The organism is Candidatus Pelagibacter bacterium nBUS_28 (assembly GCF_051200915.1).
GTDB lineage: Bacteria > Pseudomonadota > Alphaproteobacteria > Pelagibacterales > Pelagibacteraceae > Pelagibacter.
Map to the genome: position 1 here is coordinate 359145 of NZ_CP172844.1, position 13556 is coordinate 372700.

General features: G+C 32.2%; 12 protein-coding genes and 1 pseudogene. 11 read left to right on the top strand and 2 right to left on the bottom strand.

The annotated features are described in order from the left end of the window. Positions 1-52 precede the first annotated feature (52 nt). From ACIJYC_RS01785 to ACIJYC_RS01830, 10 genes and pseudogenes are all read left to right on the top strand, one after another. Positions 53-1698, top strand: a pseudogene (locus tag ACIJYC_RS01785) (ABC transporter substrate-binding protein). Positions 1699-1783: 85 nt separating this feature from the next. Beyond that, positions 1784-2848, top strand: a complete 1065-nt coding sequence (locus ACIJYC_RS01790; protein ID WP_435167131.1) for an ABC transporter ATP-binding protein — start codon at positions 1784-1786, stop codon at positions 2846-2848. After that, positions 2841-3905 (top strand): ABC transporter ATP-binding protein, encoded by a 1065-nt coding sequence (locus ACIJYC_RS01795; RefSeq protein ID WP_435167134.1) that lies wholly within the window; start codon positions 2841-2843, stop codon positions 3903-3905. The genes ACIJYC_RS01790 and ACIJYC_RS01795 overlap by 8 nt, the downstream gene beginning before the upstream one ends. Then, entirely contained in the window at positions 3905-4771 is an 867-nt protein-coding gene (locus tag ACIJYC_RS01800; protein WP_435167137.1) for a carbohydrate ABC transporter permease, read from the top strand. The genes ACIJYC_RS01795 and ACIJYC_RS01800 overlap by 1 nt, the downstream gene beginning before the upstream one ends. After that, a complete protein-coding gene (locus tag ACIJYC_RS01805) occupies positions 4768-5568 on the top strand; it encodes a carbohydrate ABC transporter permease (RefSeq protein WP_435167143.1) in 801 nt (266 codons plus the stop codon). The genes ACIJYC_RS01800 and ACIJYC_RS01805 overlap by 4 nt, the downstream gene beginning before the upstream one ends. A gap of 92 nt (positions 5569-5660) precedes the next feature. After that, a complete protein-coding gene (locus tag ACIJYC_RS01810; RefSeq protein WP_435168076.1) occupies positions 5661-5927 on the top strand; it encodes a DUF2160 domain-containing protein in 267 nt (88 codons plus the stop codon). A gap of 45 nt (positions 5928-5972) precedes the next feature. Continuing rightward, the gene (locus tag ACIJYC_RS01815; protein WP_435167145.1) at positions 5973-7001 is read left to right on the top strand and encodes a glycerol-3-phosphate dehydrogenase; all 1029 of its coding nucleotides are present in this window, start codon (positions 5973-5975) and stop codon (positions 6999-7001) included. 86 nt (positions 7002-7087) lie between these two features. Then, a complete protein-coding gene (locus tag ACIJYC_RS01820; RefSeq protein ID WP_435167148.1) occupies positions 7088-7597 on the top strand; it encodes a TRAP transporter small permease subunit in 510 nt (169 codons plus the stop codon). A 2-nt stretch (positions 7598-7599) separates the two neighbouring features. Further along, the gene (locus ACIJYC_RS01825) at positions 7600-8937 is read left to right on the top strand and encodes a TRAP transporter large permease (RefSeq protein ID WP_435167151.1); all 1338 of its coding nucleotides are present in this window, start codon (positions 7600-7602) and stop codon (positions 8935-8937) included. A gap of 126 nt (positions 8938-9063) precedes the next feature. Further along, complete coding sequence (locus ACIJYC_RS01830) at positions 9064-10140, top strand: C4-dicarboxylate ABC transporter (protein ID WP_435167154.1); 1077 nt, start codon at positions 9064-9066, stop codon at positions 10138-10140. 47 nt (positions 10141-10187) lie between these two features. Here the strand turns inward: ACIJYC_RS01830 and ACIJYC_RS01835 are convergent, their stop codons facing one another. Together ACIJYC_RS01835 and ACIJYC_RS01840 are read right to left on the bottom strand one after the other, a co-directional pair. Next, on the bottom strand, positions 10188-10943 hold the full coding sequence (locus tag ACIJYC_RS01835) for an SDR family NAD(P)-dependent oxidoreductase (protein ID WP_435167157.1): 756 nt from the start codon (positions 10941-10943) through the stop codon (positions 10188-10190). Position 10944: 1 nt separating this feature from the next. Continuing rightward, a complete protein-coding gene (locus ACIJYC_RS01840) occupies positions 10945-12321 on the bottom strand; it encodes an aldehyde dehydrogenase family protein (protein WP_435167160.1) in 1377 nt (458 codons plus the stop codon). 71 nt (positions 12322-12392) lie between these two features. On the opposite strand from ACIJYC_RS01840, the gene ACIJYC_RS01845 reads away from it, so the two are divergent. Continuing rightward, positions 12393-13556: an iron-containing alcohol dehydrogenase gene (locus ACIJYC_RS01845; protein ID WP_435167163.1), complete on the top strand. Its 1164-nt coding sequence runs from the start codon at positions 12393-12395 to the stop codon at positions 13554-13556.

Sequence of the window (13556 nt, forward strand, 5' to 3'; positions counted from 1 at the left end):
TGCTGTTTGGTTTTCAATCGTAACTGTTTCTAGTGTATTTGCAGACGGTCATATGGCTGCAATTAAGAAATGGTCTAACGGTGAGTTTAGTTTATCTACTCTATCCGCTAAAGAAAGAGAGAAAGAGCTAAAGTGGTTTCATGAAGCTGCTAAGCCATTCGCAGGAATGACTTTAAAAGTAGTTTCAGAAGGTATTCCAACTCACGTGTATGAGTCTAAGACTCTTACAAAAGCGTTTGAAGATATAACTGGCATCAAAGTACAACACCAAATCATAGGAGAGGGTGATGTAGTGATGGCTGTTCAAACACAAATGCAAACAAACGTAAGTATTTACGATGCATATGTTAATGACTCAGACTTAATTGGTACGCACGCACGTATGCAACAAGCTGTAAACTTAACAGATTGGATGGCTGGAGAAGGTAAGGATGTAACTTTACCAACTTTAGATTTAGATGATTTCATAGGACTTCAATTTACAACAGGTCCAGATGGAAATCTTTATCAACTACCAGACCAACAATTTGCTAACCTTTATTGGTTTAGAAAAGATTGGTTTGACAGACCTGAGATTAAAAAACAATTTAAAGCTAAGTATGGTTATGAATTAGGTGTACCAGTAAACTGGTCTGCTTATGAAGATATCGCTAAATTCTTTTCAGAAGATGTGAAGAAGATAGATGGTGTAAATATTTATGGTCATATGGACTATGGTAAAAGAGCTCCTGACTTAGGTTGGAGAATGACTGATGCATGGTTATCAATGGCTGGTGGAGGAAGTAAAGGCCTACCTAATGGAGTACCTGTAGACGAATGGGGTATTAGAATGGAAGCAGGTACTTGTAATCCAGTTGGTGCTAACGTATCAAGAGGCGGAGCTACTAATGGCCCTGCTGCAGTATACGCAATCAGAAAATGGGATGAATGGTTAAGAGCTTATGCACCTCCGGGAGCAGCGCTATGGACTTTTATCAGTCTTTACCATCTCTTTCTTCAGGAAATGTTGCTCAGCAAATTTTCTGGTACACAGCTTTCACAGCCTCTTTAGTAGGAAAAAATCCTAACAATAAAGTAGTTGATGCAGACGGTATGCCTTTATGGAGAATGGGACCATCACCTAAAGGGCCTTATTGGGAAGAAGGTATGAAGCTTGGATATCAAGACGTTGGATCATGGACTTTGTTTAAGTCTACTGACGTTGAGAGAAGAAAAGCTGCATGGTTGTACGCTCAATTTGCAGTTTCAAAAACTGTATCTCTTAAAAAAGCTGATGTTGGTTTAACTTTTGTAAGAAAGAGTACTTTAAACGACAAACACTTCACTAAGAGAGCGCCTGAATTAGGTGGACTTATTGAGTTCTATAGATCAGACAATAGAAATGTATGGTCTCCAACAGGCATCAACGTTCCAGACTATCCGAAGCTAGCACAATTATGGTGGCAGCATATCGGAGAAGTTAACTCTGGTACATTTACACCACAACAAACTATGGATCGTCTTGCAGATGAGATGGACTTAGTTATGTCTCGTATGGAAGCTGCTGACAAAGCTAGTAACGCGTACGGTGGATGTGGACCAAGACTTAATAAACCAAGAGAAGCTTCTTATTGGTTAAATAAGGCTGGTTCGCCAAAAGCCAAAGTTAATGAGAAACCTCAAGGTAAAACCGTAGCATACAAAGACGCTTGGAAGTAACCCTAGGTTAATCTAAATTTAAGAGGGGGCATTTACTGCCCCCTTTTTTTAAAGCTAAATTACAAATAATAAATAAATTATAAAAATGAGTTTAGAATTAAAAAATGTTGAGAAAAAAGTAGGAATAGAAACTCATATATATTCAACTAATCTAAAATTAGAAAAAAATACTATTAATGTTTTATTAGGTTCCACACTTGCGGGCAAAACAACACTTATGCAAATTATGGCTGGTCTAGACAAACCTACGTCAGGTGAAATTTGGTTTAATGATGAAAATGTTACTGGCAAAGAAGTCCAAAAAAGAAATTGCTCTATGGTTTACCAACAATTTATCAATTATCCTAATTTTACAGTTTTTGAAAATATTGCTTCACCATTAAAAATTACTGGTGTGAAGCCAGATGAAATTAAAGAAAGAGTAGGAAAAGTTGCTGAACTCCTAAAATTATCAGCTATGTTAAATAAAAAACCTGATGAATTATCTGGAGGACAGCAGCAGAGAACTGCTTTAGCTAGAGCACTAGTAAAAGATTCAGATTTAATATTGCTAGATGAACCATTGGCTAATTTAGATTTTAAACTTCGTGAAGAACTAAGAGAAGAATTACCTAAACTTTTTGAAGATAGAGATTGTATTGTTGTATATGCTACAACAGAACCTTTGGATGCATTAATGATAGGCGGAAACACGGCAACATTATTAGAAGGACGTGTTATTCAGTATGGAGAAACTTTAAATGTTTATAATAAACCTGAAAATTTAATTTCAGCTAAAGTATTTAGCGACCCTCCAATGAATATAGCTGAAATAAGTAAAAATGGAGAGATGTTCAAATTAAAAGATTACAACGTTCAATGGAAATCAAACATAAAGATCAAAGATGGGGACTATAAAATTGGTATAAGACCACACAACATAACTACATACAAAGAGGGAGATAATTCAGTTGAAATTAATGGAAAAGTTTTGATTTCTGAATTAAGTGGGTCAGAAAGTTTAATTCATTTTACTAACGGAAAACTTAACTGGGTTTCGTTATCAAACGGTGTTCAACAAAAAAATATTGGTGAGAATACAAAATTATTTATGAATGTGGATGAATTTTTATATTTTGATACAAATAACAGATTGGTAACCAATGGCTAAAATTACTTTAAAAGATTTAAGTCATAGTTATTTGTTAAAGCAAAGTAGTGATGCAGACTGGGCATTAAGAGGAGTGAATATTGATTGGAAAGACGGGGGAGCTTATGCATTATTAGGCCCTTCTGGTTGTGGAAAGACAACATTATTAAATATTATTTCAGGTTTATTAAAACCAACTGAAGGTGAGATTTTATTTGATGATAAGGATGTAACGGCTTTAAATCCAGTTGAGAGAGATATTGCTCAAATCTTTCAATTTCCAGTTATATACGACACAATGACTGTTTATGATAATTTAGCATTTCCACTTAAAAATAGAGGTCTTTCTAAAACAGAAATAGACTCAAAGGTAAAAGAAATTGGAGAAATGTTGGAACTAACATCAACTCTGAACAATAAAGCTGCTGGTTTAACAGCGGATGGAAAACAAAAAATTTCTTTAGGTAGAGGTTTGGTGAGATCAGATGTGAATGTAATTATGTTTGATGAACCTCTAACAGTTATTGATCCTCATTTAAAATGGGTTTTAAGGTCAAAATTAAAAGAATTACATCAAAAAATTAATCGGACTATGATTTATGTTACCCATGATCAAATTGAAGCCTTAACTTTTGCAGATGAAGTAGTGGTTATGCATGAAGGTCAAATTGTTCAAACAGGTACCCCTGTAGAATTATTTGAAAAACCAAAACATACTTTTGTAGGACATTTTATTGGCTCACCAGGTATGAATATTCTCCCTTGTGAAATTGAAAATGGTCAAATTAATTTTGAAGGAAAGATAATACCTAATAATACAAGTATTAAAAAAACAAATTTTAGTAAAACGCAATTAGGTATTAGACCAGAATTTATTAAATTTTCTAATGATGGAATTAAAGTAAAGATAAAAAGAGTTAGTGATACAGGTAGACATAAAGTAATTGATACTGAGTGTAGTAGTGGAAGTATTAAAATTTTAGCCAATTCTTCTACTGAAATACCTAGTGATAGTGCGCATATTACTTTTGAACAAAAATATACTTATGTATATGGAGATGATTGGATAATTGAATAATGAATAAAACATATAATCAAAAAGCCTGGTTCTTTGTTATTCCTGTATTTGTTCTTGTTGCATTTAATGCTGTAGTGCCATTAATGACTGTTGTTAATTATTCCTTCCAAGAAACTTTTGGAAGTAATGTTTTTGCATGGGAAGGAACAAGGTGGTTCAAACAAATTTTACATTCCGAGAGATTTCATGCATCTTTAGGAAGACAATTTATATTTACTTTTATAATTCTTCTTATTCAGTTGCCTCTAGGAATAGCTATCGCTTTAACTATGCCTAAAAAAGGTTTGGGAGTACCTGTCTGTTTAATTTTAATGTCAATGCCTTTATTAATACCTTGGAATGTAGTAGGAGCTATGTGGAATATATTTGCTCTTCCAGATATAGGTTTTCTTGGACATTCTCTAAATTCACTTGGTTTTGATTATAATTTTACTCAACAAAGTGGGGATGCTTGGTTCACAACTATTCTTATGGATGTTTGGCACTGGACCTCTTTAGTTGTTCTTTTATCCTACGCAGGTTTAAATTCAATTCAACCAGCTTACTATCAAGCTGCAGAAATAGATGGGGCTAGTAGATGGGATATTTTTAGATATATTGAACTGCCAAAAATGAAAAAAGTCTTAACTTTAGCTATACTTTTAAGGTTTATGGATAGCTTTATGATCTACACCGAACCTTTTGTTTTAACAGGAGGTGGCCCTGGCAATTCAACAAATTTTCTGTCGTTAGATTTAGTAAAAATGGCTTTAGGTCAATTTGATCTTGGACCTGCAGCTGCTATGTCACTTATATATTTTTTAATTGTGCTTTTAATTTGTTGGGTTTTTTACAACTTAATGATGAAAGATGAGGGAAGATCATGAAAAAAATAAAATGGGTGGTACCAACATTTTACATAATTTTTTTAATGTTACCTATTTATTGGTTGCTAAATATGTCATTTAAATCAACTACAGAAATTATAAATGTTTATTCATTGTGGCCACAAGATTTTACATTAGATAATTATAAAACAATATTTACAGACAGCACCTGGTATATGGGCTACGTAAATTCTATTACATACACAGTTTTTAATACTATAATTTCTGTATCTGCAGCACTTCCTGCTGCGTATGCTTTTTCAAGATATAAATTTTTAGGAGACAAACATTTATTTTTCTGGCTTTTAACAAACAGAATGGCCCCACCAGCTGTTTTCGCTTTACCTTTTTTCCAATTTTACTCATCAGTAAATTTATTTGATACACATATAGCTATCGCGCTATCTCATTGTCTTTTTAATATTCCTCTTGCTGTTTGGATATTAGAGGGATTTATGTCTGCAGTTCCTAAAGAATTAGATGAAACTGCCTATGTTGATGGTTATTCTTTTCCTAAATTTTTCTTTAAAATTTTTATTCCTACAATTGCTGCTGGAATAGGTATTACTATGTTTTTCTGTTTTATGTTTTCTTGGGTTGAATTATTGTTGGCAAAAACTCTTACTGCTACAATAGCCAAACCAATTGCAGCTATAATGACAAGAACCTCAAGTACATCAGGTTATGAACTTGGTTTATTAGCGGCAGCTGGAAGCTTAACCATTATACCTGGAGCAGTGGTAATTTACTTTGTAAGAAATTATATTGCTAAAGGATTTGCAATGGGTAGAGTATGATTTTTACAAATTTACATGCAGCTGCAAATACTTGGAATACAGTTGGCAAAGCAAAAGAAAAAGGTCTTTTTGACTTTGATTTTATAAAATGGATGGCTTGGACATGGCCTACAGCAAGTTTTTTTATTTTTATAGCTCTTTGCATTACAGTTATGTATTTCTGGGAAAAAAAAGATCCTGGTGGCAGACCAAGAAAAGGAGTTTTAACTCTTAATACAACAAGAGGAGATAGACTTTTTGTATCTTTATTAAGTGCTGCATTTATTCATTTAGGTTGGCTTGGTCTCACTGATTTAAATCTATGGTTTGCAACATTTATCGCTTCCTTATTTGCGATATTTGTTTTTAGATACGTATAATTTATGAAAACAATTTGTAATTATCCAGCAACTTAAAACTGGATTATGAAAAAAATAGTCATACTAGGTTCTGGAGCGATGGGATCTGCTTTTGCCGTTCCTTGTGTTGAAAACAAAAATGATGTCACAATTGCTGGAACTCATTTAGAAGATGATTTGATTAAAAATATCATTTCTAATGATCATTTTCATCCTGGGTTAAAAACAAAACTTCCAAAAGAAATAAAATTTATTCAATTCAATGAGTTGCAGTCTGTTTTAGAAAAAGATGTAGATTTAATTGTTGCAGGCATAAGCTCAATAGGTATTGAGTGGTTTGTTAAACAAATATCTAAAAACTACAAAAAAAAATTACCAATTATTTTATTAACAAAAGGATTATCTATTGTAAATAATGAACTTATGACACTGTCGGACAAAATAAAAGATCTTCTGGAAAAAGATGGTCACTCAGAAATTAATATTTCAGCTATAAAAGGTCCTTGTTTAGCAGCTGGTTTAGCAAATAAAATAAGAACTGGGACTGTTATTGCTAATAAAGATATAAAAGAGTGTCAGTCATTAAAAGAAATGATTTCAACAAATTATTACTCTACTGAAATATCTGAAGACATATCTGGAGTGGAGTTATCAGGAGCAATTAAAAATATATACTCTATGTTAATTGGTGCATCAGAGGGATTAAGCAATTCTAAAGCTACAAAAGAAGTTCAGTCTAATTATTTTGTAAATACTGCAGCTTCATTAATTCATAGATCAATTTCAGAAATGGTTGAATTTGTTTCTCATTATGGAGGTAAACCAGAGACAGTTTATGGCTTAGCAGGTCTTGGCGATTTATATGTTAGTGCTATTGGTGGAAGAAATAGTGTAATGGGAAAATATTTAGGTGAAGGTTATTTGTATAGTGAAGCTAAAGAAAGATTTATGAAAAATATTACTGTAGAGGGTGCTCAACTTGCCTTGGAAATTGGACCAAGAATTCTAGAAGATTTAAATGGTAAAAATTTCCCTTTAATGTTTAGTATGTTAAATACTATTTGTGAAAATAAAAAATTAGAAATCAATTGGTAAATGAAATTTAAGTATTTATCAGTTAATAAAAGAAATAATTAAAGTTTGATTGAGTTTTCCATATGAATTATAAATTTTAGATTTTAATGCCAAAAATATTTTCAATTTATGTAAATGTAATAGACACGATTTGTATCAAAGTGGGTAGATTTGTGATGTATGGAGTTTTCTTCATGATGTTTCTTTTAATTTTATCTTTTGTAACAAGAAACATAATTAATTTTCCATTGATGTGGATTATTGAGATGGCTCAATTTACGATAACAGCATACTATCTTTTGGGTGGTGGATATTCTATGTTAGCCGATGATCATGTGAGAATGGATTTGTTTTATGGAAAATTATCAAAAAAAGGAAAAGCTAAAATGGATATTTTTACAAGTTTTTTTCTTATTTTCTATTTAGCTATTTTATTTTTTGGATCTATAACAAGTTTAATTTATACAATTGAGACAAAACAAAAACTTTTTACTGCTTGGGCCCCCTATGTTTGGCCAATCAAAACCTTAATGTTAATAGGAATTTTGCTAATGTTACTTCAAGCATTTTCATCATTGTTTAAAAATATAGCTAACGTAAGAAATAGAAAGATATAACTATGTTAGCTCAATATTTAAGTTACGAATTTATTGCTCTTTTCATGTTTATAACAATGCTTGTTATGATGTTCACAGGACAAAGAGTATTTGGTGCTATTGGATTTGTTGCTGCAGCTTCAGCATTGCTGGTTTGGGGAGATGGTTCGCTTGAAATGCCTTACACAGCCACATGGAAACTGTTCAAATGGTATCCAATGTTAACTTTGCCATTATTTATTTACATGGGTTTTATGATCTCAGAATCAGGCATTGCAAGTGATCTTTATAAAATGTTTCATGTTTTATTTGGTGGACTAAAAGGAGGACTAGCTATTGGTACAATGTTTATGATGGTCGCAATTTCTGCAATGAATGGCTTGAGTGTTGCTGGTATGGCAATAGGTGCAACTATAGCAATACCCGAAATGTTAAAAAGAAATTATGATAAAAGAATGATCACAGGAGTTGTTCAGGCAGGTAGTTCGTTGGGTATTTTAATTCCACCAAGTGTAGTCATGGTCTTATACGGAATGATTGCACGACAACCAGTTAGTAAATTATGGATGGCAGGGATTTTACCTGGCTTATTAATGGCTACTTTATTTTTAATTTATATTTATGTGAGATGTAAATTGCAGCCAGAACTTGGACCTCCTTTACCTAAAAAAGATAGAAACATTTCAACTTTAGAAAAAATCAAATTACTTAAAGCTGGAGTTATACCTTTTTTAATTTTTTTCCTTATGACTGGACTATTCTTAATGGGTATTGCAAGTTTAGTTGAATGTTCTGCTGTAGGTGCTTTACTAGCAACATTGGCTTCTATTTATAAAAAAAGATTAAATAGAAAAGTATTAGATACAACTTTAAGAAAGACCTTAGGTGTTTCTTGTATGTTTATGTGGATTATATTAGCCGCATTAACTTTTGGCGCTGTTTTTGATGGCTTAGGAGCAGGAAGAGCTATTGAAACTTTATTTATTGAAAGGTGGCAACTTTCACCATGGGGTGTATTAATCATGATGCAACTTTCTTATATTCTTATGGGAATGTTTTTAGATGACACAGCTATGTTAGTTATAGTAGCACCTCTTTATGTACCTTTAATTATTGCGTTAGGATTTGATCCAATTTGGTATGGTGTTCTTTATACAATTACTTGTCAGATTGCTTATATGACTCCACCATTTGGATATAATTTATTTTTAATGAGAGCCATGGCACCAAAAGAAATTTCTCTAAAAGATATTTATAGTTCAATTGTTCCATTTGTGTTAATAATGGTTTTTGGTCTTGCTATAGTTATGATATTCCCTGAGATAGCCACATATCTTCCTGAAAAATATCTATCTAGATAATATTCAACTCACAGTTTAAAAAACAATTTTTTTTGTAAAATTTATTAATTAAAAGATGAAATATTAAGTTTCATGTCTTTTGATTTTATAATATGCTTTTATTTCAACTTACGTAAAGGAGACCACGTGAAAAAAGATAAAAAGATAATAACGAACAAAAGACGATCGTTTATTAAGAAAGCAGGTTTACTAACGTTAGGAGCTGCAGGTGCTACTACAGTTAAAGCACCTTATGCCTTCTCTGCAACAAATCCAATAAAATGGAGATTACAGACCTATTCTGGAGCTCCTCTTGGTGCACACGTTATTAAACCACAAATAGAAGCATTTAATAAAGCTGCTCATGGTGAAATGGAAATTGAGCTTTATTATGCCGATCAATTAGTTCCAACTGATGAGCTGTTTAGAGCTATGCAGGCTGGTACACTTGATGCGGTACAAAGTGACGATGCTACAATGGGATCTCCAGTAGATATTTCTGTGTTTGGAGGATACTTTCCATTTGCAACTAGATACAGCTTGGATGTTCCGGCTTTATTTAAATATTATGGTTTAAATGAAATTTGGGATGAAGCTTATAGTGAGGTTAAAGGTGTTAAGTGGTTAAGCACTAGTGCTTGGGATCCATGTCATCTTTTCACTGTTAAAAAGAAAGTTACTTCTTTAGCAGATATGAAAGGATTAAGAGTATTCGGTGTCCCTACAGCTGGTAAATTCTTAGCTCAATATGGCTTAATTCCAGTAACGGTTCCATGGGATGATGTTGAAGTTGCTATGCAAACAGGAGAACTTGATGGAGTATGCTGGTGTGGATTTACAGAAGCATATGAAGTGGGTTGGGCTGATATTTGCAAATATGCATTAACCAACTCTGTTACAGGAGCTTGGTTTGGTTCTTATTTTGCAAACCAAAAAAGCTGGGATAAATTAAGTCCTAAACTTCAAGCACTTTACAGAATGTCTATCAATGACTCTCATTATTATAGACAAGTTTGGTATTGGGGTGGTGAAGCCAAACTTCGTGTTGAAGGTAAAAAAATGGAGCTTACAAGTTTACCTGACAATGAATGGGGAAAAGTTGTAGAAGACTCTAAAAAGTTTTGGGATGATACTTCTAAAATTAGTCCAAGGGCTAAAAAAGTTGTTGATGCATTTAAAGCATATGCTTCAACAATGGATAAAGCAGGATATCCTTACAGATAAAGATTATTATTTTAGGCGCCTTTTATTATTAAGGCGCCTAATTAAAACTAAGGCTTAGATGTGATGCCACCATCAACAATCAGTTCAATTCCAGTAATATAGCTAGCTTCATCACTTAATAAAAACATACAAGCATTTGATATATCTTGAGGTTTACCAACTTTATTTAATGGGATAAATTTTTCTAAATTTTTTTTTGCTTTAGGATTTTTTTTCCATCTGATTTGCATTCCAGTATCAATTGGTCCAGGTAAAATTATATTTGATCTAATTTTGTTGCTGGCAAATTGTATGGCAAAAGATTTAGAAAGTCTAATCATAGCAGCTTTTGAAGCACCATATGCATCCTGTGGTTTATCATCACCTGATAAGGCGTCTATAGAGGAAACATGAACCATAGATCCAAAATTATTTTTAATCATTTTAGGAACAATAATTTTTGATAGAAAAACCATTGACTTTAAATTGATTTGAAAAACTTTATCCCAAATTTTATCTTCTATATTTATAGCAGATATGTCCTTATCAAACCAAAGAACACCAGTTGTATTCACTAAATAATCTATTCTCTTATTTTTTTTATAAAATTTATCAATATGAGTTTTCATCAATTTAAAATTTGTTACGTCTATTTTTTTAAATTCACAATTTTTATTCTTTTTTAAAAAATCATTACTGGGCTTTTTAAGATCCAGCATTAAAACAGAAATATTATTTTGAGATAATTTTTTAGAAATCTCCAAACCTATTCCCCCTGATGCACCAGTAATTATTGCTGATTTTCCTTTGTAACTTAATTGCATGTCATTGTTCTTTTCTTAAATGAAAACTTTTTGGAGCTGTTAACTTTTCATAAGCAATCTCAGATAGTGAACAGCCTTTTCCAGTTTCTTTAACACCAGTCCAAGAAAGAGCAGGATCTAAATAATCACATCTGTTCATGTAAAATGTACCAGTTTGAACTTGGTTACCTATTTTTTCAGCTATAGCCATATCTCTAGTCCAAATAGAGGCTGTTAAACCATAAGGACTGTCATTCATCAATTTTATAGCCTCATTTTCATCTTTGACTTTCATTATACCAACACATGGCCCAAAAGTTTCCTCTGTCATAAAACTCATATCATGATTAACGTCAATCAACACCTGGGGTACTAAATAATTTTTATGTTCATTAGGAAAATCGAATTTACTTTCATCAATCATTTTCTTTGCACCCTTGCCAATAGCGTTATTCATTTGATTTATAATAAAATCAGCGGCTGATAATTTGACAACTGGACCTAAATTAGTCTCTTTATTTAAAGGATTTCCAAGTTTGTAATTATGGGTTTTTAAAGCAAACAATTCTATGAAATTATTATAAATTTTTTCATCAACATAAATTCTTTCAATTCCACAACAAGATTGACCAGAATTAAAAAAAGACCCATCTACTAAATTCTCAATTGTTTTTTCTAAATCACAGTCGTGTCTTGCGTATGCTGGATCTTTACCACCTAGTTCTAAAGCCATATCTATGAACTTGGTGTGTGTTGCTCTTTGCACATCATACCCAGCTTTTACTGAGCCAGTAAATGACACAAAGTTAATTCGTTTATCAGAAACTACTTTTAATCCATCTTCATGATTTAAATGTAGATAATTAAAAACATCTTTAGGCAAAGTTTTTTTTGCTGACTCGTATAGCTGTTCAGCACACAAAGGTGTTTGTGCAGAGTGCTTTAGAATAACCGTATTTCCAGATGCCATAGCGGGAATTATAGAATTAACAGCAACAAGATAGGGGTAGTTCCAAGGTGCAATAACAAATACTAATCCAAGAGCTCTTCTTTTAATATAACTTTTGAAATTGCCATCTTTACTGACATCAATATTTTCTAATTTTTTTTCTGCAATTGACAACATGTAGTCAGCTCTTTCTTTAAAACCATTTAATTCACTTTTCGTTTGTGAAATAGGTCTGCCCACTTGTCTAGTCAGTTCTTCACTTATCAAGTTACCTTTAGATAAAAAATCTTCAACAAAATTTGATAATAGCCTAACTCTCTCTTTCACCTCTAGTTCGGCCCAAGTTTTTTGAGCTTTCATTGAATTATCTATAGTTTGTTCAATTTTGTCTGAATGATATTCTCTTTCAACATAGATAGTATTATCAATAGGTGTAATAGTTTTTTGCATAATTAATTTAGTTAAAATTTATTAAGAAAATGATATACATCATATAATTTCATATAACACTAAATTTTATTATGCAAAAATATAACTGGAATTACCCAACAACAATGTGGGTAGGTAAAAATAGAATAAATGATATTGCGATGGCTTGTGAAGGTTTAGGTATTACTAAACCATTACTAGTTACAGATAAAGGTTTAGCAGAAACCGAAATAGTAAAAAATACTATATCAATACTAAAAGAAAAAAATATAAGCACGAAATTATATTCAAATGTTGTTGGAAACCCAACTGGCAACAATGTTAACGAAGGTGTAGAAAGTTTCAAAAAAAATAATTGTGATGGGGTAATTGCTTTTGGAGGTGGAAGTGGCCTAGATGTTGGTAAAGCAGTTGCATTTATGTCAGGTCAAACACTTCCCATTTGGGATTTTGAAGATGTAGGTGATAATTGGATGAAAGCAAATGCAGAAAAAATTGCACCCATTATTGCAGTTCCTACTACCGCAGGAACAGGCTCAGAAACAGGTCGCGCATCTGTAATTTTAAATGAAGAAACTGGTGTCAAAAATATTATTTTTCATCCAAAATTTTTACCTTCTATTGTAATTTTAGATCCAGTTTTAACAGTTGGACTTCCATCTAAATTAACTGCCGCAACTGGCATGGATGCACTTGCTCATAATCTTGAAGCTTACTGTGCTCCTGGTTATCATCCAATGGCTGATGGTATTGCTTTAGAAGGTATTAGAATAATAAATGAATGGTTATTAGAAGCTGTTAATAATGGTTCAAACATTGAAGCACGACAAAATATGTTAACAGCAGCTAGTATGGGATCAACTGCTTTTCAAAAGGGTTTAGGAGCGATTCACTCATTAAGCCATCCTGTGAATGCTTTAAATAATATTCATCATGGTTTATCAAATGCAATATTTATGCCTTACGTTTTAACTTACAACAAAGATGCAATAGAAAAAAAAATAATTAAGATATGTGATTACTTGGAATTTAAAGACTGCTCTTTTAATAGTTTTATTCAATGGGTATTGGATTTAAGAAAAAAACTAGACATGCCGCACAAATTATCAGAAGTGATAGATGAGAAAGATTTTGATATTGATAGACTATCAAAAATGGCATTGGCCGACCCATCTACTGGTGGTAATCCAAAAAAATTGACTGAAAATGATATGAAGATAATGTACCAACATAGTATGACTGGTAAATTGTTTTAA